The 21054-nt window shown below is 66.8% G+C and carries 19 protein-coding genes; 11 read left to right on the top strand and 8 right to left on the bottom strand.

Features of this window, described 5'->3' with window-relative positions; all coding sequences use genetic code 11:
* Positions 1–40 precede the first annotated feature (40 nt).
* Positions 41–2251: an OsmC domain/YcaO domain-containing protein gene (locus tag F464_RS0125760; RefSeq protein WP_018992752.1), complete on the top strand. Its 2211-nt coding sequence runs from the start codon at positions 41–43 to the stop codon at positions 2249–2251.
* 135 nt (positions 2252–2386) lie between these two features.
* Here the strand turns inward: F464_RS0125760 and F464_RS0125755 are convergent, their stop codons facing one another.
* Entirely contained in the window at positions 2387–3589 is a 1203-nt protein-coding gene (locus F464_RS0125755) for an ammonium transporter (RefSeq protein ID WP_018992751.1), read from the bottom strand.
* A 353-nt stretch (positions 3590–3942) separates the two neighbouring features.
* On the opposite strand from F464_RS0125755, the gene F464_RS0125750 reads away from it, so the two are divergent.
* Positions 3943–4863 (top strand): DMT family transporter, encoded by a 921-nt coding sequence (locus F464_RS0125750; RefSeq protein WP_018992750.1) that lies wholly within the window; start codon positions 3943–3945, stop codon positions 4861–4863.
* Here the strand turns inward: F464_RS0125750 and F464_RS0125745 are convergent.
* From F464_RS0125745 to F464_RS0125730, 4 genes are all read right to left on the bottom strand, one after another.
* Positions 4860–5642 carry a gamma-glutamyl-gamma-aminobutyrate hydrolase family protein gene (locus F464_RS0125745; RefSeq protein WP_018992749.1) on the bottom strand — a complete coding sequence of 261 codons (783 nt, stop codon included), beginning with the start codon at positions 5640–5642 and terminating at the stop codon, positions 4860–4862. The two genes, F464_RS0125750 and F464_RS0125745, sit on opposite strands and share 4 nt — an antisense overlap.
* Positions 5639–6766, bottom strand: a complete 1128-nt coding sequence (locus F464_RS0125740) for a YbdK family carboxylate-amine ligase (protein WP_018992748.1) — start codon at positions 6764–6766, stop codon at positions 5639–5641. The genes F464_RS0125745 and F464_RS0125740 overlap by 4 nt, the downstream gene beginning before the upstream one ends.
* Complete coding sequence (locus F464_RS0125735; protein ID WP_018992747.1) at positions 6763–7965, bottom strand: cation:proton antiporter; 1203 nt, start codon at positions 7963–7965, stop codon at positions 6763–6765. The genes F464_RS0125740 and F464_RS0125735 overlap by 4 nt, the downstream gene beginning before the upstream one ends.
* 188 nt (positions 7966–8153) lie before the next feature.
* Positions 8154–8411 carry a DUF3862 domain-containing protein gene (locus tag F464_RS0125730; RefSeq protein WP_157354196.1) on the bottom strand — a complete coding sequence of 86 codons (258 nt, stop codon included), beginning with the start codon at positions 8409–8411 and terminating at the stop codon, positions 8154–8156.
* A gap of 95 nt (positions 8412–8506) precedes the next feature.
* Here F464_RS0125730 and F464_RS0125725 point away from each other — a divergent pair, with 95 nt between their 5' ends.
* Positions 8507–9733 (top strand): glycosyltransferase family 4 protein, encoded by a 1227-nt coding sequence (locus F464_RS0125725; RefSeq protein ID WP_018992745.1) that lies wholly within the window; start codon positions 8507–8509, stop codon positions 9731–9733.
* Positions 9734–9737: 4 nt separating this feature from the next.
* Entirely contained in the window at positions 9738–10589 is an 852-nt protein-coding gene (locus tag F464_RS0125720; RefSeq protein ID WP_018992744.1) for a UDP-2,3-diacylglucosamine diphosphatase, read from the top strand.
* Between the two features lie 76 nt (positions 10590–10665).
* On the opposite strand, the gene F464_RS0125715 is transcribed toward F464_RS0125720, so the two are convergent.
* A complete protein-coding gene (locus tag F464_RS0125715) occupies positions 10666–10848 on the bottom strand; it encodes a hypothetical protein (protein WP_018992743.1) in 183 nt (60 codons plus the stop codon).
* 112 nt (positions 10849–10960) lie between these two features.
* On the opposite strand from F464_RS0125715, the gene F464_RS0125710 reads away from it, so the two are divergent.
* From F464_RS0125710 to F464_RS0125680, 7 genes are read left to right on the top strand one after another with little or no spacing between them, the layout of a single operon-like run.
* Positions 10961–11782, top strand: a complete 822-nt coding sequence (locus F464_RS0125710; protein WP_026296332.1) for a spermine/spermidine synthase domain-containing protein — start codon at positions 10961–10963, stop codon at positions 11780–11782.
* A 15-nt stretch (positions 11783–11797) separates the two neighbouring features.
* On the top strand, positions 11798–13798 hold the full coding sequence (hyfB, locus tag F464_RS0125705; RefSeq protein ID WP_018992741.1) for a hydrogenase 4 subunit B: 2001 nt from the start codon (positions 11798–11800) through the stop codon (positions 13796–13798).
* On the top strand, positions 13795–14742 hold the full coding sequence (locus F464_RS0125700) for a respiratory chain complex I subunit 1 family protein (RefSeq protein WP_018992740.1): 948 nt from the start codon (positions 13795–13797) through the stop codon (positions 14740–14742). The genes hyfB and F464_RS0125700 overlap by 4 nt, the downstream gene beginning before the upstream one ends.
* A 6-nt stretch (positions 14743–14748) precedes the next feature.
* Positions 14749–15408, top strand: a complete 660-nt coding sequence (locus F464_RS0125695; RefSeq protein WP_018992739.1) for a formate hydrogenlyase — start codon at positions 14749–14751, stop codon at positions 15406–15408.
* Positions 15408–16862, top strand: coding sequence for a hydrogenase 4 subunit F (locus F464_RS0125690; RefSeq protein ID WP_018992738.1), 1455 nt, complete (start codon positions 15408–15410; stop codon positions 16860–16862). The genes F464_RS0125695 and F464_RS0125690 overlap by 1 nt, the downstream gene beginning before the upstream one ends.
* A 2-nt stretch (positions 16863–16864) precedes the next feature.
* Entirely contained in the window at positions 16865–18409 is a 1545-nt protein-coding gene (locus F464_RS0125685; protein ID WP_018992737.1) for a hydrogenase large subunit, read from the top strand.
* A complete protein-coding gene (locus F464_RS0125680) occupies positions 18409–18972 on the top strand; it encodes an NADH-quinone oxidoreductase subunit B family protein (protein WP_018992736.1) in 564 nt (187 codons plus the stop codon). The genes F464_RS0125685 and F464_RS0125680 overlap by 1 nt, the downstream gene beginning before the upstream one ends.
* Positions 18973–19064: 92 nt before the next feature.
* Here F464_RS0125680 and F464_RS0125675 read toward each other — a convergent pair whose 3' ends face one another.
* Entirely contained in the window at positions 19065–19454 is a 390-nt protein-coding gene (locus tag F464_RS0125675; RefSeq protein ID WP_018992735.1) for a DoxX family protein, read from the bottom strand.
* Between the two features lie 103 nt (positions 19455–19557).
* Positions 19558–20976, bottom strand: a complete 1419-nt coding sequence (pyk, locus tag F464_RS0125670; protein ID WP_018992734.1) for a pyruvate kinase — start codon at positions 20974–20976, stop codon at positions 19558–19560.
* Positions 20977–21054: the final 78 nt, after the last annotated feature.

Raw genomic sequence — 21054 nt, 5'->3', positions numbered from 1 at the left:
GGCGCGCAACTGCTTTTGAGCGCTATTTCAGGATCCCCGCATGGAAATCAAGGTTAAATTTCTCGACAAGCTTCGTCTTGAAGCCCGCTTCGACGACTTCACGGTGGTGGCCGATCAGCCTATCCGTTATAAGGGCGATGGCTCGGCGCCTGGTCCGTTCGATTACTTTCTGGCTTCATCCGCCTTGTGTGCGGCTTACTTTGTGAAGCTGTACTGCGATACCCGCAATATTCCTACCGACAACATTCGCCTGTCGCAGAATAATATCGTCGATCCGGAAAACCGCTACAAGCAGATCTTCAAGATCCAGGTCGAGTTGCCGGAGGATATCTCGGCCAAGGACCGGGAAGGGATCTTGCTCTCCGTCGAGCGTTGCACCGTTAAAAAGGTGGTGCAAACCGGGCCCGAGTTCGTGATCGAGGAGGTCAAGAACCTGGACGCCGATGCGCAGGCCTTGCTGACGCTCGATGCGGACTCCGGAACGAGCACCTATATCGCGGGAAAGGATCTGCCGCTGGAGCAGACCATCGCCAATATGTCCGGGGTTTTGGCGGGTCTGGGCATCAAGATAGAAATTGCTTCGTGGCGCAATCTTGTTCCCAATGTGTGGTCGCTGCATATCCGCGATGCACAGTCGCCGATGTGTTTTACCAATGGCAAGGGGGCAAGCAAGGAAAGCGCGTTGGCGTCGGCCTTGGGCGAATTCATCGAGCGGATGAATTGCAATCATTTCTACAACGACCAGTTCTGGGGTGAGGATATTGCCGACGCGGCGTTTGTGCATTACCCGGATGAGCGCTGGTTCGAACCCGGCCCTGACGAAGCGCTGCCGGCTGGAATCCTCGACGAATACTGCCGGAAGATTTACGACCCCGATGGCGAGCTGCGCGGCTCGCATTTGTACGACACCAACTCCGGCAATGTGCAGCGCGGCATCTGTTCGCTGCCGTATGTGCGTCAGTCGGACGGCGCGGTGGTGTATTTCCCGTCCAACCTGATCGACAACCTGTTCCTCAGCAATGGCATGAGTGCCGGTAATACGCTGGCCGAAGCGCAGGTGCAATGCCTGTCGGAGATCTTCGAGCGGGCGGTGAAGCGTGAAATTCTGGAAGGTGAAATCGCGCTGCCCGACGTGCCGCACGAAGTGCTGGCAAAGTATCCCGGCATTCTGGCCGGCATCGAGGCGCTGGAAAAGCAGGGCTTTCCGGTGCTGGTGAAGGATGCGTCGTTGGGCGGGACGTATCCGGTGATGTGCGTCACCTTGATGAACCCCCGCACTGGCGGTGTGTTTGCCTCGTTCGGGGCGCACCCGAGCCTGGAGGTGGCGCTCGAACGCAGCCTGACGGAGTTGCTGCAGGGGCGCAGTTTTGAAGGCCTGAACGATTTGCCCCAGCCCACCTTTGAAAGTAACGCCGTCACCGAGCCGAACAACTTCGTCGAACACTTCATCGATTCCAGCGGCGTCGTGTCGTGGCGCTTTTTCAGTGCCAAAGCCGATTTCGATTTTGTCGAGTGGGACTTTTCCGGTCGGGGTGAAGACTCCAATGCCGAGGAGGCCGCAGCCTTGTTCGGCATTCTCGACGACATGGGCAAGGAAGTGTACATGGCGGTGTACGACCAGCTCGGCGCAACGGCGTGCCGCATCCTGGTGCCGGGTTATTCGGAAATTTATCCGGTGGAAGACCTGATCTGGGATAACACCAACAAGGCGCTGTCGTTCCGCTCCGATATCCTGAACCTGCATCGTCTCGACGATGCCGGCCTGGAGGCGCTGCTTGAACGTCTGGAAGACAGCGAGCTGGATGACTACACCGACATCATTACCCTGATCGGCATCGAGTTTGACGAGAATACGGTCTGGGGTCAGCTGACGATTCTGGAGTTGAAGCTGCTGATCCACCTCGCCTTGCAGCAATTTGAAGCGGCGAAGGAGCGGGTGGAGGCCTTCCTGCAATATAACGAAAACACGGTCGAGCGCGTTCTGTTTTACCAGGCACTGAACGTGGTGCTGGAGGTGATGCTGGACGACGAGCTGGAACTGGACGATTACGAGGTCAATTTCCGGCGGATGTTCGGCAACCCGCGGATGGATGCGGTGCTGGGATCGGTGGACGGGAGCGTGCGCTTCTTCGGCCTGACGCCGACGAGCATGAAACTGGAAGGGCTCGATCGGCATCAGCGCCTGATCGACAGCTACAGGAAGCTGCACATGGCGCGGGCCAAGGTGGCGGCCAAGTCCGCTCCGGGTTGAGCGTCACGGGCGGATCAAGCGCAAGAGCGGCCGGGCGGCTCCCGGCGCGCTGCGGCACCCTGGCGCGCAAGGCCACCCTCTGCTGTCGCGTGGCCTGAGCGCTCGGGTGCCGGCTTTATTTTCCCTAACCGGTGGTCACCATGCCGTCTCGCGCTCAGCGGTCGACGAGATCTTATGGATCGAGAGGTCCGCACCGGCGAATTCTTCCTCGGGGTCGAGGCGCAGGCCGAGGGTGGCGCGGATCAGGCCATAGACGAGGGTGCCGCCCGCCAGGGCGATCACGATGCCGCCCAGGGTGCCGACTAGCTGCGCGCCGAAGCTGATGCCGCCGATGCCGCCGAGCGCCTTGCTGCCGAAGATGCCGGCAGCGATACCGCCCCAGGCGCCGCAAAGGCCGTGAAGCGGCCAGACGCCGAGGACGTCGTCGATCTTCCAGCGGTTTTGCGCGATCGTGAAGAGATTGACGAAGAGGACGCCGGCGATGGCGCCGACGGCGAGCGCACCAAGCGGGTGCATGAGGTCGGAGCCGGCGCACACCGCGACGAGGCCGGCGAGCGGGCCGTTATGCACGAAGCCGGGGTCGTTCCTGCCGGCCGCGAGGGCGGCGAGGGTGCCGCCAATCATGGCCATCAGCGAGTTCAGCGCGACGAGACCGTTGATGGCGTCGAGGCGCTGGGCGCTCATGACGTTGAAGCCGAACCAGCCCACGGCGAGGATCCACGCGCCGAGCGCGAGGAAGGGGATGCTCGACGGCGGGTGCGCCGAGATCTGGCCGTTCTTGTGGTAGCGGCCGCGGCGGGCGCCGAGCAGCAGCACCGCGGGGAGCGCGATCCAGCCGCCGAATGCGTGCACGACTACGCTGCCGGCGAAGTCGTGGAACTTCGCGCCGAACGTGCCTTCGAGCCAGTCCTGCAGGCCGAGGTTGCCGTTCCACACGATGCCTTCGAAGAAGGGGTAGAGGATGCCGACGATCAGGAAGGTGGCGACGAGCTGCGGCCCGAAGCGCGCGCGCTCGGCGATGCCGCCGGAGATGATCGCGGGAATCGCGGCGGCGAAGGTCAGCAGGAAGAAGAACTTCACCAGCTCGTAGCCGGAGTTGGCGGCCAGTTGCTCGGCGTTCACGAAGAAGCCGTTGCCGTAGGCGAGCGAATAGCCGATGACGAAGTAGGCCAGCGTGGACATCGCGAAGTCGCTGAGGATCTTCACGAGTGCGTTCACCTGGTTCTTCTTGCGCACCGTGCCGAGTTCGAGGAAGGCGAAGCCCGCGTGCATCGCGAGCACCATGATGGCGCCCAGCAACACGAAAAGGACATCCGCAGAAGTCTTGAACTGCTCCATCAAAGTGCTCCGGTGGCTTGGACTGGTGCGTTATAGCAACAGATGTGCCAAAGTTGCTTTCACGAAAAATCAAAGGCTTGCAATTTCAATGCACAAAAATGCGGCCCGAGTGTCCCGCGAATGGTGCATTGAAATCGGTAAGATGCACCGTGACGGTGCAGCGCGATCCGTTGTGGGGCTTGATCGTGGTGCATCGCCGGGCGGGTCGATTCGCTGCGCACCGGTGCGCGATCCGGAAACGAGATGACGGGGGCCGTTGGTTGGTCCTGTTGTCGACAAGTTTGTATACTAAAAAATAACGAAGTGTCTACAATGTGTATTCCGTCGAATTTTCCTGTTCCCGAAAGCGCCGAATGAATCGCGACCGTAGCCTGATCCTTGCCGGTGGAGCCATGCTCCTGGTGTCCCTGATCTGGGGGTACAACTACGTCGTCATGAAACGGGTCATGCAGTACGTAGCCCCTTTCGATTTCTCGGCGCTGCGTACGCTGATCGGCGCGCTTTCGCTGTTCGCGGTGCTCGCGCTGCGTCGCCGTTCGCTGCGGCTCGTCGCGCCCGGCACGACGCTGTGGCTGGGCCTGCTGCAGACCGCCGCCTTCACGGCCTTGCTGCAGTGCGCGTTGGTGGGCGGCGGTGCGGGCAAGACGGCCGTGCTGGTCTACACGATGCCGTTCTGGCTGATGGCGATGGCGTGGATGTTTCTCGGCGAGCGGATGCGTGGGGTCCAGTGGCTGGCGAACGCGCTCGCGCTCGCAGGGCTGGTGCTGGTGCTCGAGCCGTGGCGGATGCGTGGCGACGTGATCAGCGCGGCCCTCGGCGTGTCGGCCGGCCTGGTGTGGGCGATCAGCGCGGTGCTGGTGAAGCGCCTGCGCGCCAAGGTGCAGGTCGACCTGCTGTCGCTGACGGCGTGGCAGATGCTGCTCGGTTCGCTGGTGCTGTGCGTGCTTGCCTGGGTGCTGCCGTCCGAGCCGCCCCGTATCACACCGTATTTCGTCGGCGCGCTGGCCTATAACGCCCTGTTCGCGACGGCGCTGGCGTGGCTGTTGTGGCTCTTCATCCTCGACCGCCTGCCGGCCGGGCTGGCGGGCTTGTCCTCGCTGGCGGTGCCGGCGGTGGGCGTGCTGAGCGGCTGGGTCGAGCTCGGCGAGCGGCCAGACACGATGGAGTCCCTGGGCATGGTGTGCATCGCCGCCGCGTTGGTGGGGGTCAGCGTCGTCGCCATGCGCGGGCGCAATGCGGTGGCGGCGCGCACGAAATCGGGAGCCCGCGGCTAGCTGCGGGCGCGTTCGGCGGCTTCGAGGAAGTCCTGCAGGATCGGGCTGCCGTCGAGCAGGGCGCCGGCCCCGCCGTGGAATTCGGGGTGCCACTGGCAGCCGAAGAGATAGCCCTTGCCCTGCCAGCGGATCGCCTCGACGACATTGTCGCCGCGCGAGTAGGCTTCGATGCGCAGGTCGGAGCCGAGGTCGCGCACGGCCTGGTGATGGATGCTGTTCACCAGGCCGCCGGCGGTGCCGTCATACAGCGTCGTGAGGCGGCTACCGGCGACGAAGTCGATCTCGTGGTGATGCTTGTCGTAGAGGTCGACATCGCGGTGCGCGGCCGCGCCGGGCACGTATTCCGAGATGTCCTGCCACAGCGTGCCGCCGCACGCGACGTTGATGAGTTGCGCGCCGCGGCATACGCCCAGCACGGGCTTGCCCTGGATGACGAACTCCCACAGCAGCTCGATCTCGTAGAGATCGCGGATGCGGTCGCCGGTCCATTCGGGGCGCAGCGGTTCCTGGCGGTAGGTGGTGGGGCTGACGTCGGCGCCGCCCTGCAGCACGAGCCCATCCAGCGCGCTGACGTAGTCGTGCACCGAGATCTGCGCCCGCCGCAGGCCGAGGTGCTGGCCTATGGTGGGCACCATGAGGACGAGTGCGCCGTGCGACATGATCCAGTGGGCCATCGACTGTTCCAGGTACTGCAGGGTTTTACCCGGAAAGCCGAGTTCCGCCGGCGGCGTGTGCAGCAGGCGGGCCGAGAGGCCGATGCGCAGCGGCGCCCTGCTCACATCGCGTCTCCTCCCATCCAGCGCGCGCACTGATCCATCACGAGTTCGGGCAGGGATGCGCCGGCGGTGTGGCGCTCGCGCAGCCAGGCCGCGTCGTTGCGCCCTTCGCGCACCTGGCGCAGCAGTTCGCCGAGCGGGCCGTCGCAGCCGAGCTCGATGGCGTGCTGTTCGATGCGCGCGAAGCTGGCTTCGATTTCCTCGGCGATGGTGCAGTGTTCATGCGTTTCCGGATGAACGTAGGTGCCGGCGAAGCCGAAGCGGCAGGCCTGGAATCGGTTGAAGGTGTAGACGAGATAGTCGTCCTCGGAGAGCCGGATGGGGCGCTCGATCATCAGGTAGCGGGCGATCGCCTGGATGTAGGCGGCGATCGCGGCGGCGCGGCCGACGGTGAGCGGGGTGTCCATCACGCGCACTTCGATGGTGCCGTATTCGGGCTTGGGGCGGATGTCCCAGTAGAAGTCCTTCATGCTCTGGACGACGCCGGTGTCGCTCATCTTGCGGAAGTAGGCCTCGAATTCCTGCCAGGTCTCGACGAAGGGCGCGCGTCCCGAGAGCGGAAACGCGAACACCGAGTTGAGGCGGGCGGACTGGAAGCCCGTGTCCTTGCCCTGTACGTAGGGCGAGGAGGCCGACAGCGCGACCAGGTGCGGGATGTAGCGCGACATGCCGTGCAGCAGGTAGAGCGCCGCGTCGGGGCCCGGGCAGCCGATGTGCACGTGCTGGCCGAACACGGTGAACTGCTTGGCGAGGTAGCCGTACAGGTCGGAGAGGTAGTGGAAGCGCGGCTTGTCGAAGATGCGGCGCTCGCTCCAGTCCTGGAAGGCGTGGGTGCCGCCGCCGCAGATGCCGATGTTGAGTTTGCGGGCGGCTTCCGTGAGGGCGCCGCGCAGCGATTCGAGCTCCTCGGCGACCTTGGCGTAGTCGTTGCAGATGCCGGTGGACACCTCGATCATCGAGCAGGTCATCTCGGGCTTGACCTCGCCCGGCACGTCCTTGCGTGCCATCACGCGCAGCAGATCCTCGGCGGAGGAGACGAGATCGTAGTCGTGCGTGCTGACGAGCTGCAGTTCGAGTTCGACCCCCAGCGACAGGGCGCGCGAGGAGGCAAAGTTTTCCAGGTTCATGACGTTTCTCCGCCGCGGGTCTCGCGGACGCGGATCAGTGCCCGCCGGGTCGCGATCGGCCCGAGGAGCCCCAGTACCACCGTCATCGCGATGACGATTGGCAGCAGGCGGGCGCCGAATTCGGGATACAGCAGGCGCACATCCTCGGCCTGCAGCAGCGCGAGCATCGACAGGGGCATCAGGCCGACGCCGAGGGCGATGCTCTTGCGCAGGTCGAGCCCGCTGGGCGGGCCGAAGGCCATCGCACCGCCGAGCTTGCCGAGCGCGCGTGCGGCGATGGCCAGGAGTCCGATGGCGGCGCCGGCGAAGAGTTCGCCGGCGGTGACGGCGGCACCGGCGAGCATGAAGGCGACGATCACGAGGATGCCGCCCAAGCTGCCGAACTGCTTTGGCCACAGGTGGGGGCGCCGGTCGCGCCACTTGATCAGGGCACCGGCGAACAGCGGCGCGAGCGCGGTAGGCAGGCGCAGCGCGCTGAGCAGTGCGATGGCGGCGAGCAGCAGCGCGACCATCGCGACAAGGCCTTGTTCGGTGGCCGGGTCGACCAGCTTGCGCAGGCCGAGATAGGCCGCGGCGATGACCGCACCGGCGAGCGCCGAGCCGAGGAGCAGGTAGAGCGGGTGGAGCAGCGCGAGCTGCCAGCCGGAGTGCACGCCGTGAAGGGCGCCGACGAGGAGTTTCAGCAGGATCACGGACACCGCGACGTTCAGGGCGCACAGCGCGAGCAGGCGGTCGGTGGTCTGGCCGGCGGCGCGCAGCTCGTTGCTGACGTGCATGAGGATGACCGGCGAAGTACCGACGGCGATCGCGGCGACGGCCAGCGCGATACCCGCGCCGGTGCCCACGGCCCACAACGCGCCGTAGGTGAGGGCGAAGGTCAGTGCCATTTCCCCGGCGCTCGCCGCGACGACCCAGCGGTTCGCGGCGAGCCAGCGCAGGTCGAGCCGGATGCCGAGCTCGAACAGCACCAGCGCGATCGTGAAATCGATGATGAGGCGGTGGCCGGCCAGGTCGTTGGTGTCGAACCAGCCCAGCACGAGCGGGCCGAGCACGAGGCCGGCGAGGGCATAGCCGCTTACGCGCGGCACGCCGAAGCGCCCGCCGGCTTCGCCCACGAGGGCGGTGAGCACGAGGGCGACCGCAACGGGGAATAGGGCGCCAGGCGCCAGTGGCCAGTCCGGCCAGATCAGCAGGTCCATCAGGGGGAGTCCTCCGAAGCCGGTTTGATGTTCTATCTCCCTCCGACAGCGGCGGGGGAGCGATTTATCCGGAAGGATGGAGAGGCATCGAGACTATTAATTTTATTTTAGAAATATTGATTTGTGCAAATGTAATGATTTGTGTGCCCGCCCGGAACCCGTTCGCAGGCGGCGGGGCGGGACGGAGTTCAGCGCAGGTTTGCGGAGTTGAACAGCACGACCTGATCGGAGACGAAATTCACCTGCACGTAGCGCGCGTCGTTGCCCCAGGTGCAGCTTTTCACCGCGAGCAGGTCGCTGCACTTGTCCGGAGCGCCGAGCAGCTGCTTCACTTCGTTATAGGTCATGCCCATCTTCAGCTTGTCGTAATTCTCGACGGTGAGCTTGCTGCAGGCCCCCAGCGTGAGGGCCAGGGTGGCGAGTCCGAGGAGTGCGGTGCGTTTCATGTCGATCATGTGTCCGGTTGTGAGTAGGGCCATGTAACCGAAGCTTAATCCATTGGTCACGAGTTTTTCGTTTCCGCCCGTTAGCGTTCGGGTTCATGAAAGACGTCGATTTCGTGACCGAAGAACGCTGCCTGCGGCCCAGCCTGCGCATCGCGCTGGTCACCGAGACCTGGGCGCCGGAGATCAACGGCGTGGCGATGACGCTGGGGCGCATGGTCGATGGCCTGATCGCGCGCGGGCACCGGGTGCAGCTCGTGCGCCCGCGCCAGGCCCTGTCTGACCGGGCGGCGGATGGCCCGGGTTTCGAGGAGGTGCTGGCGCACGGGATGAAGATCCCGAACTACGACGGCTTGCGCTTCGGGCTGCCCGCACGCACGCGGCTTTTCCGCCTGTGGTCGCGCCAGCGGCCGGACCTCGTGCATGTGGCGACCGAGGGGCCGCTGGGCTGGTCGGCGGTGTCGGCGTCGATCCGTCTCGGCATTCCGGTGACGTCGGACTTCCATACCAACTTCGACAGCTACAGCGCGCACTATGGCGTGGGCTGGCTGGAGCGACCCGTCGCCGCGTGGCTCAAGCGCATGCACAACCGTACCGCCGTGACCTTCGTGCCGACGCGCGCGATGGCGCAGGATCTGCGCGCGCGCGGCTACCGTTCCGTGGAGGTGGTGGCGCGCGGGGTGGATACGGATATGTTCAACCCGGCGCGCCGCAGCGCGGCGCTGCGCGAGGCCTGGGGTGCGGGGGCGGACGATCCGGTGGTGGTATGGGTGGGGCGCGTCGCGCCGGAGAAGAACCTGCCGCTGGTGCTGGAGGCGTTCGCCGCGATCCGCCGCCGCAGGCCCGCCGCGCGGCTGGTGATCGTCGGCGACGGGCCGCTGCGCAAGGCGCTGCAGGAGGGCAACCCGGATGTCGTGTTTGCCGGTGCGCGCCGGGGCGGGGATCTGGCCGCGCACTACGCGTCGGGCGACCTGTTCCTGTTCCCCAGCCTGTCGGAAACCTGGGGCAACGTCACGCTGGAGGCGATGGCGAGCGGGCTGTGCGTGGTCGCCTACGACTGCGCCGCGGCCGCCGAGGTGATCTCCAGCGGGGGCGACGGAATGCTGGTGCGGCCCGGTGCGGCGACGGCCTTCGTGGCCGAGTCGGTGGTCGCCGCGTCGGACGGGGAGCTGCGCGCGCGGATCGCGCTGGCGGCCCGCAAGCGCAGCGAATCGCTCGAGTGGGAGCGCATCAACGACCGTTTTGCAAATTTGCTGCAGCGTGTGGTGGACGAGGCGCAGTCCGCGCTTCCCGACTTTCTTCCCTTCAAGGCCACGGTGCGCTAGCGAAATGCCCCAGGTCCGCTCCGTCTTCATCTCCGACGTCCATCTCGGCACTCGCGCGTGCCAGGCCGGGCCGCTGCTCGACTTCCTGCGCGAGCATCCGTCCGACTACCTCTACATGGTCGGTGACATCGTCGATTTCTGGGCCATGAACCGCGGCATCCAGTGGAATGTGATGCAGAACACCGTGGTGCAGAAGGTGCTGCGGCGCGCGCGCCAGGGTTGCAAGGTGTTCCTCGTTCCCGGCAACCACGACGAGGCGTTGCGCGAGTATGCGGGGATCGCGTTCGGCGACATCCGCGTCGAATCCGAGTGGGTGCATGAGGCAGCCGACGGCCGCCATTACTGGGTCGTGCATGGCGACGAGTACGACCAGGTCACGCGCCATCACCGCTGGGTCGCGCTGCTGGGCGACGTGGCCTACAACACGCTGGTGCGCATCAACCTGTGGCTGTCGCGCGTGCGGCGCGTGCTCAGACGGCCGGGCTATTGGTCGTTGGCGGGCTACGCGAAGCAGAAGGTGAAGCGCGCGGTGAGCTTCATCTTCGATTTCGAGGCGTCGATCGCGCACGCGACGCGTCGCAAGGGGCTGGACGGGGTGATCTGCGGGCACATCCACTGGGCCGCGGACTGCGAGATCGAGGGCGTGCGTTACCTGAACTGCGGCGACTGGGTGGACAGCTGCAGCGCGATCGTCGAGCACTTCGACGGGCGCATGGCGGTGGTGCGCTGGGGCATGCCGCGTGCCCTCGTTGCCGCACAACGGTTGTTCGACCGCGCGGAGGAGCTGCCGGGGCTGGTGACGGCCCGCATGGCCGACCCGGCGGCATCGGGCGATATCCGCCGGCGCATGCCCTGAGCGGGCGGGGCACCCGGACGCCCGGGGGATTTGCCCGGCGGTCATCCCGCCGGAAATCGGAACCGGGCGGAACGCCTCAGTCGTCCTTCAGCCACTCCGGCAGCGTCCTGTTGCCGGCATTCTCCTGCACGTACTGGCGGATCAGTCGGCGTACCACCTGCGAGGGCGTCAAGTCCTTGCCGGCACAGATTTCCTCGAAGATTTTCTTCTTTTCCGGATCGATCAGCAGGGTCAGGCGGGCGGTTCGGTTCTCTTTCATCACGCGGTGGCCGGAGTTGCGATTAACATCAAATTAACATTGAAAGCAGCAAGGATAATAATGTAGTGTGCAACTGATGCAAACGCAATGGCACACTCAGGGAGTGCAGCAAGTGGGCGACAGGGAGGATATGGTCGGCTGGTGCGGGTTGATGTCCCGGCGCGGTGACGGGCGACCCTTCATCGTCGAAGTCGACGGCCAGCGTTCGCTGCAGTTCGACGGCGTCACGATCCAGAGCCAGATGGCGGTGGATGATCCCGGTGCGCTCGTGCTCGATTACACGCGCTCGATCATGGGCTTCCTGCTGTTGCACCCGGCCCCGCGCCACATCGCGATGATCGGCCTGGGCGGCGGTTCGCTGGTCAAGTATTGCCTCGAAAACTTGCCCGAAACGACTGTCACGGCGGTCGAGATCAATCCGGATGTGATTGCGTTGCGCGAAGCGTTCGGAATTCCTCAGGATGGCCCGCGTTTGCGGGTATTGTGTCGTGACGGTGCGGACTACGTGCGCAATCCGGGCGAGTCGCCCGACGTGCTGATCGTCGACGGATTCGATGTCGCAGGCATTCCGGGCCAGTTGTGCTCGGCCGGTTTCTACGATCACTGCTGCGCGATGCTTGCGGAGGGCGGGATGGTGGTCCTCAACCTGTGGTCCGGCGATCCGCGTTACGGCGTGCACGCGTCGCGTATCCGCGAAAGCTTCGATGGCCGTGTCGTCGTCGTGCGTGCGGGCGAGGATTCGAATCGCATCGTCTTCGCGAGCAAGGACAGGCATTTCCCGCCTGGGCGCAGGGAACTTTTGGAGCGTGCGCAGGCGCTCTCGGCCGCGCATCCCATCGGGCTGGTCCCGCTCGCACAGCGCATCCAGCACAGTCTCGAACGACGACGCGAGCGCGGCCCCGACGACTGGATCGTCGACCGTCGCCGCCGCTGATATCGGGGAGGGGGCGTGCTGCTTCTCGACTGGATCCTGATCGTTATCGCCGGCTGGCTCATACTGGGGTTTGCCGGGATCGGCGTGCTGCGCAACACCGCGTTCGTCGCCCGCGTGCTCTTTCCGGCCGGCGCCGCTCTGGGAATGGCGCTCGCGGGGCTCGCCTTCGCCGGCTTGCTCGGCACTCCGGAAACCGCGGTGCTCGCCATCGGGCTGCCGGACCTGCCTTTCCACCTGCGGCTCGACGGGCTGTCGGCCTTCTTCCTGCTCGTGATCGGCGCGATCTCGGTCGGGGTTTCGGTCTTCGCCGCGGGCTACTTCCGCCACGGCGAGGGCACGCCGCCCGGCCTGATGTGCCTCGAATACCACCTATTCCTCGCCAGCATGGCGCTGGTCGTGCTGGCCGACGACGCTTACGCCTTCATGGTGATGTGGGAGACGATGGCGCTGTCCTCGTTCTTCCTCGTCACCGCCAACCATCGCGTGCCGGCGATCCGCGAGGCGGGTTTCCTGTACCTGCTCATCGCCCACATCGGCGCAATCGGAATCCTGCTGTGCTTCGGCGTGCTGCAGGCGAACACCGGCGACTACACCTTCGCCAACATGCGCGCGCAGTCGCTGTCGCCGCTGTGGGCGTCGGTCGCCTTCCTGCTCGCGACGGTCGGCTTCGGCGCGAAGGCGGGCATCCTGCCGCTGCACGTGTGGCTGCCGGAAGCCCATCCGGCAGCGCCGTCGCCCGTGTCCGCGCTGATGAGCGCCGTGATGCTGAAGACCGCGATCTACGGCCTGCTGCGCGTGAGCTTCGACCTGCTCGGTGCGCAGCAGTGGTGGTGGGGCGTGCTGCTGCTGGCGGTCGGCCTCGCGACCGCGCTGTACGGCGTCGTGTTCAGCGCGGTGCAGACGGACATGAAGCGCCTGCTCGCGTATTCGTCGATCGAGAACATCGGCCTGCTCTTCGTCGGCATCGGCCTCGGCGTGCTGTTCAACGCCTACGGCATGAAGGCGCTGTCGGCGCTGGCGCTGACGGCGGCGCTGTACCACGCCCTCGGCCATGCTTTCTTCAAGAGTCTGCTGTTTCTCGCGACCGGCTCGGTGCTGCACTCGACCGGCGAGCGCAGTCTGGGCAAGCTGGGCGGCCTGATGCGGCGCATGCCCTGGGTGGCGTGGCTGTCGCTCGTCGGCGTGCTGGCGAGTTCGGGGCTGCCGCCGTTCTCCGGCTTCGTGTCGGAATGGCTGCTGCTGCAGAGCTTCCTGTTCACGACGGGCCTGCCGGACTCCTTCCTCAACATGCTGGTGCCGGTGCTCGCCGCGGGCATCGCGCTGGTCGCGGCGCTCGCCGGCTACACGATGGTGAAGTTCTACGGCGTGATCTTCCTCGGCCAGCCACGCGAGCCCAAGCTCGCCGACGCGCATCCGGCATCGCCGCTCGAACGCGCGGGTCTCGTCTGGCTGGGTGCGGGTTGTGTGCTGCTGGGCCTGTTCCCGGTGGCGGCGATCGGTCTCATCGACCCCGTCACACAGCTGCTGGTGGGCGGCGGCATCGCCGAGACGGTGCGTGCGAACGGCTGGCTGCTGCTGTCGCCGAGTTCGCCCGACCGTGCGAGCTACAGCCCGCTGGTGTTCCTGTTGGTCGTCAGCGTCGCGGTGCTGTTCGCGGCGGTGCTCGTGCGCAAGTTCTATCACGGACGCCTGCGCCGCGCGCCGGCATGGGACTGCGGCTATCCGGCGCAAACGGCGCGCATGCAGGATACGGCCGAGGGCTTCGGCCAGCCGATCCGCCAGATCTTCGAGCCCTTCTTCCGCATGCGACGCGAACTGCCTTCGCCGTTCGACGCGAAACCGCATTATCGCGTCACGATCGAGGACCATTTCTGGCACTGGCTCTACCTGCCGGTCGCGCGCCTCACGGCCGGCATCGCGCGCGTCGTGGGGCGGCTACAGCAGGGGCGCATCGCGATCTACCTGCTGTACAGCTTCGTGACCCTGATGGTCCTGCTGGTGGTGGTGAAATCATGAGCATCGTCGGCCTGTTCGCGCAGTTGCTCGCCATTCTCCTCGCGCTGGCGCTGGCGCCGCTGCTGACGGGGTGGGTGAACCAGTGGCGCGCGTGGCTGCAGAACCGGCGCGCGCCGGGCCTGCTTCAGCCCTACCGCGTGCTGCACAAGCTCTTCAACAAGGAATCGGTCGTCGCCGAGCACGCCACGCCGATCTTCCGCGTCGCGCCCTACATCATGTTCGGTTGCATGGCGCTCGCGTGCGGCATCGCGCCGACGCTGTCGACCGACCTGCCGCTGGCGCCCGCGGCCGACGCGATCGCGCTGGTCGGCCTGTTCGCACTGGCGCGCGTGTTCATCTCGCTCGCGGCGATGGACATCGGCACCTCCTTCGGCACGCTGGGGGCACGGCGCGAGATGCTGATCGGCTTCCTCGCCGAGCCGGCGCTGCTGATGGTGCTGTTCTCGGCCTCGCTGATCACGCAGTCGACCTCGCTTGCGATGATCGTCGAGACGCTCGCGCACCAGCCCTTCGCGATCTACCCGAGCCTGGCGGTGGCGGGCGTCGCATTCACGATGGTGTCGCTGGCGGAGAATGCGCGCGTGCCGGTCGACAACCCCGCCACGCACCTCGAACTGACGATGATCCACGAGGCACTGATCCTGGAATATTCGGGGCGCCATCTGGCGCTGGTCGAATGGGCGGCGTCGCTGAAGCTGTTCGCGTATTCGTGCATCGGCCTCGCGCTGTTCGTGCCGTGGGGCGTCGCGGAGGCGGGTACGCCGCTGGCGATCCTGTTCGCGATTCCGATGCTGGTCGTGAAGCTGGCGGTCGGCGGTGTGCTGCTGGCACTGATTGAGACGATCAACGCGAAGATGCGGCTCTTCCGCGTGCCGGAGTTCCTCGCGACGGCCTTCCTGCTCGCGGTGATCGCGCTGCTGGTGCATGTGCTGCTTGGAGCATAGACGCTCATGAACACGCTCCTCTCCCAGTCGATCAACCTCTTCGCGGTGGTGCTGCTGGTGCTCGCGTTCGCGATGATCGCGCAGCGCCGCATCCTCACGCTGATCCACCTGTTCACGCTGCAGGGCGCGGCGCTCGCGGCGGCGACGCTGATCGTCGGGTATCTCACCGGCCAGCACCACCTGTACTTCTCCGGCGTGCTGACCTTCGTGCTGAAGGTGGTCCTGATTCCGATCCTGCTGCACCGGGTGATCCGGCGCCTGAACGTGCGCTGGGACGTCGAGACGCTGTTCAACATCCCGACGACGATGCTGATCGGCATCGTGCTGGTGATCTTCGCGTTCAATCTCGCCGCGCCGATCGCCGGGCTGTCGGAGTCGGTCGCGCGCGGCACGCTGGGCATCGCGCTCGCCTGCGTGCTGCTGTCCTTCCTGATGATGATCGTGCGCGCCAAGGCGGTGCCGCAGGTGATCGGCTTCCTGTCGATGGAGAACGGCCTGTTCTTCGCGGCCACCGCGGCAACCAGCGGCATGCCGATGATCGTCGAGCTGGGCATCGCGTTCGACGTCTTGGTCGGCATCCTGATCCTCGGCGTGTTCATGTTCCAGATCCGCGAGCAGTTCGACAGTCTGGACATCCGCCATCTCGAAAAGCTGAAGGAAGACTGATGGATCCCCTAGTCCTCGTCCTCGCGACTCCGCTGCTGGGCGGCGTGCTGCTCGGCTTGTGGGGCCACCGCGAGCGGGCCGGGGAGCTGAACGCCGGCATGAGCCTGCTCACGCTGGCCGCCTCCGTCTGGCTCACGGTGATCGTCGTGCGCGACGGGCCGCTCACGGTGTGGGGCGAGTGGTTCTTCGTCGATCCGCTCAACGTCTTCCTCGTCACCCTGACCGCCTTCGTCGGCTTCACGACTTCGCTGTTCTCGCGGCCCTACATGCGCATCGAGCGCGACCACGGCAAGATGACGCCCGGGCGCATGCGGCTCTTCCACAGCATGTACCAGCTCTTCAACGGCATGATGCTGGTCGCGCTGACGACCAACAACCTCGGCATCCTGTGGGTGGCGATGGAGGCGGCGACGCTGACCACGGTGCTGCTGGTGTCGGTGTATCGCACCCCGGCGAGCCTGGAGGCGGCGTGGAAGTACTTCATCCTGTGCGGCGTGGGCATCGCGCAGGCGCTGTTCGGCACCATCCTGCTCTACCTCGCCGCCGAGCGCGCGATCGGGGGCGGCGAGGGGGCGCTGTTGTGGACGCACCTCGCGCAGTCCAAGCACCTGCTCGATCCCGGCATCCTGTCGCTGGCCTTCGTCTTCCTGCTGCTCGGCTACGGCACCAAGGTCGGCCTGGTGCCGGTGCATAACTGGCTGCCCGACGCGCATGCGGAAGGCCCGACGCCGATCTCGGCGGTGCTGTCGGGCCTGCTGCTGAACGTGGCGCTGTACGCGCTGCTGCGCTGCAAGGTGCTGGCGGACGGGGCGCTCGCGAACGGCCTGCCCGGGCGCATGATGATCGGCTTCGGCCTCGTCACGGTTGTCGTCGCGGCCTTCTTCCTGTCGCGCCAGCGCGACGTCAAGCGCATGTTCGCGTACTCGTCGATCGAGCACATGGGGCTGATGACCTTCGCGTTCGGCCTGGGCGGCCCGATCGCGAACTTCGCCGGGCTGCTGCACATGACGGTGCATGCGCTGGTGAAGTCCGCGATCTTCTTCGCCGTCGGCCACGCCGCGCAGAAGGCCGGTTCGCAGGCGATGGAGGACATCCGCGGCCTGCTGAAGGTGAATCCGACGGTCGGCTGGGGGTTGATGCTCGGTTCGCTGGCGATCCTCGGCATGCCGCCCTTCGGCGTGTTCGCAAGCGAGTTCCTGATCCTGACGACGGCGATGCGCGAGGCGCCGTGGGCCACGCCCTTCCTGCTCGTGGCGTTGGGCGTCGCGTTCGCCGCGATCTTCGGGCGCGTGCAGCCGATGGTGTTCGGCGAGACCTCGCTGCGCCCGCTCGCCCACCCGCCGGCGCTGCTGCCGGTGTTCGTCCATCTCGGGCTCGCGCTGCTGCTCGGGCTTTACATTCCGCCCTACCTCGACGGCTGGTACCGCCAGGCGGCCCAGATGATCGGAGGCTGAGCATGGAGTTTTTCGGACTCGATTGCCGCTTCGACCGACTCGATGCGCCCTTGCCGATCTTCGGCGCGCGGGTGCATGCCGCGCAGTGGAGCGCGCTCGCGCTGGCCGTGGCGGAGGCCAGGGGGCGGCTCGTGAGCCTGTGGGGCAGCGACGAGCGTGCCACCGGCGACGGTTTCGCGGTGTCGGCGGCGTATGCGACAGCGGACGGGCTGCTGTGGGCGAAGCTCGGGCTGGATGCGGCGAAACCCGCCTACCCGGACATCTCGCGCTTCTTCCCTGCGGCGATCCGCATGCAGCGCGCCGCGCGCGACCTGGTCGGCATCGAGGCCGAGGATGCAGCCGACGACCGCCCGTGGCTGCGTCACGGCGCGTGGCCGGCGGACTATTTCCCGCTGCGCATCGGGAACACTGGCCAGGAGCACTTCGAGCCGCAGGCCGATGCCTACCCCTTCGTCCTTGTCGACGGCGACGGCGTGCATGAGATCGCGGTCGGGCCGGTGCACGCCGGCACGATCGAACCGGGGCACTTCCGCTTTTCGGTGGTGGGCGAGAAGGTGCTGCGGCTCGAGGAGCGGCTCGGCTACAAGCACAAGGGCATCGAGCGCCGCTTCATGGGCATGGACACGGACGAGGGCGCGCGGCTGGCCGGGCGGGTGTCGGGCGACAGCACCGTTGCGTATGCGTGGGCCTACGCGATGGCGACGGAATCGCTCGCCGGCGTGAAGGCGCCCCAGCGCGCGGCGTGGCTGCGCGCGCTGCTGCTCGAACGCGAGCGCGTCGCGAACCATCTCGGCGACCTCGGCGCACTCGGCAACGACGCGGCGTTCGGCTTCGCCCTCGCGCAGTTTTCGCGTCTGCGCGAGGACTGGCTGCGATTGAACCGCGAGTGCTTCGGCCATCGCCTGCTGATGGATTGCGTCCGTCCCGGCGGGGTCGCGCGCGACCTCGATGCGGACGCTTGCGTGAAGCTGCGCCGCCAGGTGACGGCGATCGCGCGCGAGGTCGCCGAGCTGAAGGACATCTACGACGAACACGCCGGCTTGCAGGACCGGCTCGTCACGACCGGCCGCGTCACGCCGGAGCTCGCGCAGCGCCTGGGCCTGACGGGGCTAGCGGGACGGGCGAGCGGGCAGACAGCCGACCTGCGGGCGGACTTTCCGTGGCCGCCCTACGACGGTCTCGCGGTCACGGCCTGCACGCATCGCAACGGCGACGTCGCGGCCCGCGTCGCGATGCGCTTCGAGGAGTGCTTCGCGTCGCTGCGGATGATCGACGCGCTCGTCGCCGGTCTGCCGGGCGGGGCGGTGCATGAGCCGGTCCTCGTCGTGCGGGACGGTGTCGGCGCCGGCTGGATCGAAGGCTGGCGCGGCGAAGTGTTCGTCGCGCTGGAGACCAACGCGCAGGGGCGCATCGCACGCTGCCATTGCCACGATCCGTCGTGGCAGAACTGGCCGGTGCTGGAGCACGCGATCATCGGCAACATCGTTCCCGACTTCCCGCTGATCAACAAGTCCTTCAATCTGAGCTACTCGGGGCAGGATCTGTAATGTGGCACATCCTGAAGTACATCGCCCGCCGCGGCCGTGTCACCGAGCCGCCGCCCGAACCGCTGGAGGGCGCGCACCGTGCCGCACACGCGATCCACGCGGACCTCCTCGCGATCCTCGGCCGCGCGCTGGCGATCCGGCACGTCGATGCCGGGTCGTGCAACGGCTGCGATCTCGAGATCAATGCGCTGAACAACCCCTACTACAACATCGAGGGCCTCGGCATCCGCTTCGTCGCCAGCCCGCGCCATGCCGACATGCTGCTGGTGACCGGGCCGGTGTCGCGCCACATGGAAGTCGCGCTGCGGCGCACCTACGACGCGACGCCGGCGCCCAAGCTCGTCGTCGCGGTGGGGGATTGCGGCTGCAGCGGCGGGATCTTCGGCGAGAGCTACGCGAGCTGCGGCGGCGTGGCTAACGTGATCCCGGTGGACGTGACGGTGCCGGGCTGTCCGCCGCCGCCGGCGGAGATCCTGGCGGGGATTCTCGCCGCGGTGCAGGCGCGGCCGCCGATCGGGGCGGGCGAGGCTGCGTCCGCGGATTTCGAGCCCGGTTTCAACTGAAGAGGCGGGCGGGGCGATCGCGTCTCGACCCGACGTTCAGCCGAGCGCGATCCGTGTCGCCGGTCGCGTGGCCGTGGCGCCGCCCCACCGGTTCAGCTCCTGCGCGCTTGCCACCACGCGTCGAGGCTCCAGGCGCCTGCGCCATGCACGGCCAGCACCAGCATCCCGCCCGCGATCGCGAAGTTCTTCATGAACATGATGGACTGCGTCTGGTCGGCGAAGTTGGTGTGGAAGAAGATCGCGCTGAGGATGCAGAACGCAGCAAGCCCGGCGGCCGCGAGGCGCGTCAGGGCGCCGAAGAGCACACCGAGACCGCCGCCGAGCTCGGCGAAGATCACGAGCGGCAGCAGGGCGCCGCTGACGCCCATCGAGGCCATGTACTGCTGTGTGCCCGCGTAGCCGGCGCCGAGTTTGCCCCAGCCGGCGATGATGAACATGAACGCGAGAAGAATGCGTGCAACGAGCACGGTTGCGTCTTTCATCGACTTCTCCTTGTAGGATCGGGCGTAGTGCCCTCCTATCGATGTAGTCGAAATGCGACGCATTTGCAGGCCGTCCCGGTGTGGAACGGCCTGCCGGACGGGCTTACTTCGGAATCTTCACGACATGCAGCAGGTTGGTGCTGCCGCTGCGGCCGAAGGGCAACCCGGCGATGATCACGACGTCGTCGCCGGGCTGCGCGAAGCCGTGCGTGACCACGGCGGCGCTGGCGTGCTGCACCATTTCGCCGACGTCATGCACGTCCTCGAAGGGCACCGGATGCACGCCCCACACCAGCGCGAGGCGGCGGGCGGTGGCGAGATGCGGCGTGAGACCGAGGATAGGCGTGCCCGGGCGCTCGCGGCTCGCACGCAGGCAGCTGAAGCCGCTGCTGGAATAGGCGACCGTCGCCGCCGGGGCGAGCAGCGCGGTGATGCCGCGCAGTGCGCCGCAGATGGCGTCCGGGGTGTTCGCTTGCGCGGGCGTGTGGCTCGCTGCGAGCCCGGTGCGCCACTCGGGATCCTGTTCGACCTGGGTGATGATGCGATCCATGATCGTGACCGCCTCGACCGGATACTGGCCGGATGCGGATTCGGCGGACAGCATCACCGCGTCGGCGCCGTCGTAGATCGCCGTGGCGACGTCGGAGGCTTCGGCGCGGGTAGGCACGGGCGAGCTGATCATCGATTCGAGCATCTGCGTCGCGACGACGACCGGTTTGCCGGCGGCGCGGGCGGCGCGGACGATGCGTTTCTGCAGGATGGGCACTTGCTGCGGCGGCAGTTCGACGCCGAGGTCGCCGCGCGCGACCATGACACCGTCGGCCAGCGCGACGATCTCGTCCAGGCGCTCGATCGCGGCGGGCTTTTCCAGCTTGGCCATGATCCACGCGCGGTCGCCGACGATCTCGCGTGCCTCGCGGACGTCCTCGGGGCGCTGCACGAAGGACAGCGCGACCCAGTCGACGCCCAGCGACAGGCCGTAGTCGAGGTCGGCGAGGTCCTTGGGCGTCAGCGGCGAGATCGGCAGCACGACGCCGGGCACATTCACGCCCTTGCGGTCGGACAGCGCGCCGCCGACGAGTACGGTGGTGTCGGCGAAATCGGGTCCGAAGGCATCCACGCGCAGGCGCAGCTTGCCGTCGTCGAGCAGCAGCTCGGTGCCGGTCTCGAGCGCGGCGAAGATCTCGGGGTGGGGCAGGCTGGCGCGCGTGGCGTCGCCCTCGGCCGGGTCGAGGTCGAGGCGGAAGCGGCTGCCTGCCGCGAGCATGACCTTGCCTTCGGCGAGCTTGCCGATGCGCAGCTTCGGCCCCTGCAGGTCCATCAGGATGCCGATCGGGCGGCCGACCTCGCGTTCGATCTCGCGGATCTGGCGCAAACGCTCTGCGTGGTCGGCGTGGGTGCCGTGGCTGAAGTTCAGGCGGAACACGTCGGCGCCAGCGTCGACGAGCGCGCGGATGCGCTCGGGCGTGGAGCTCGACGGGCCGAGCGTCGCGAGGATGCGCGACTGGCGGTGGCGTCTCATGGGTGTCTCCTCGTTGTTCTGTGGTGCTCGAATCGATTCGTAGGGCGGGAGGAGCGAAGCGCATCCCGCCACGCGGCG

Origin of the sequence: Aromatoleum toluclasticum ATCC 700605, assembly GCF_000378245.1 — a bacterium.
Lineage (GTDB): Bacteria > Pseudomonadota > Gammaproteobacteria > Burkholderiales > Rhodocyclaceae > Aromatoleum > Aromatoleum toluclasticum.
The sequence above is the reverse complement of the archived record's forward strand: the minus strand, read 5'-3'. Positions and strand labels throughout refer to the sequence as shown.

Excerpts from the sequence above, each read along its gene's own strand:
- F464_RS0125760 (WP_018992752.1), top strand. The coding sequence starts at position 41 with ATGGAAATCAAGGTTAAATTTCTCGACAAGCTTCGTCTTGAAGCCCGC.
- F464_RS0125755 (WP_018992751.1), bottom strand. The coding sequence starts at position 3,589 with ATGGAGCAGTTCAAGACTTCTGCGGATGTCCTTTTCGTGTTGCTGGGC.
- F464_RS0125750 (WP_018992750.1), top strand. The coding sequence starts at position 3,943 with ATGAATCGCGACCGTAGCCTGATCCTTGCCGGTGGAGCCATGCTCCTG.
- F464_RS0125740 (WP_018992748.1), bottom strand. The coding sequence starts at position 6,766 with ATGAACCTGGAAAACTTTGCCTCCTCGCGCGCCCTGTCGCTGGGGGTC.
- F464_RS0125735 (WP_018992747.1), bottom strand. The coding sequence starts at position 7,965 with ATGGACCTGCTGATCTGGCCGGACTGGCCACTGGCGCCTGGCGCCCTA.
- F464_RS0125730 (WP_157354196.1), bottom strand. The coding sequence starts at position 8,411 with ATGAAACGCACCGCACTCCTCGGACTCGCCACCCTGGCCCTCACGCTG.
- F464_RS0125725 (WP_018992745.1), top strand. The coding sequence starts at position 8,507 with ATGAAAGACGTCGATTTCGTGACCGAAGAACGCTGCCTGCGGCCCAGC.
- F464_RS0125720 (WP_018992744.1), top strand. The coding sequence starts at position 9,738 with ATGCCCCAGGTCCGCTCCGTCTTCATCTCCGACGTCCATCTCGGCACT.
- F464_RS0125715 (WP_018992743.1), bottom strand. The coding sequence starts at position 10,848 with ATGAAAGAGAACCGAACCGCCCGCCTGACCCTGCTGATCGATCCGGAA.
- F464_RS0125700 (WP_018992740.1), top strand. The coding sequence starts at position 13,795 with ATGAGCATCGTCGGCCTGTTCGCGCAGTTGCTCGCCATTCTCCTCGCG.
- F464_RS0125695 (WP_018992739.1), top strand. The coding sequence starts at position 14,749 with ATGAACACGCTCCTCTCCCAGTCGATCAACCTCTTCGCGGTGGTGCTG.
- F464_RS0125690 (WP_018992738.1), top strand. The coding sequence starts at position 15,408 with ATGGATCCCCTAGTCCTCGTCCTCGCGACTCCGCTGCTGGGCGGCGTG.
- F464_RS0125685 (WP_018992737.1), top strand. The coding sequence starts at position 16,865 with ATGGAGTTTTTCGGACTCGATTGCCGCTTCGACCGACTCGATGCGCCC.
- F464_RS0125680 (WP_018992736.1), top strand. The coding sequence starts at position 18,409 with ATGTGGCACATCCTGAAGTACATCGCCCGCCGCGGCCGTGTCACCGAG.
- F464_RS0125675 (WP_018992735.1), bottom strand. The coding sequence starts at position 19,454 with ATGAAAGACGCAACCGTGCTCGTTGCACGCATTCTTCTCGCGTTCATG.
- pyk (WP_018992734.1), bottom strand. The coding sequence starts at position 20,976 with ATGAGACGCCACCGCCAGTCGCGCATCCTCGCGACGCTCGGCCCGTCG.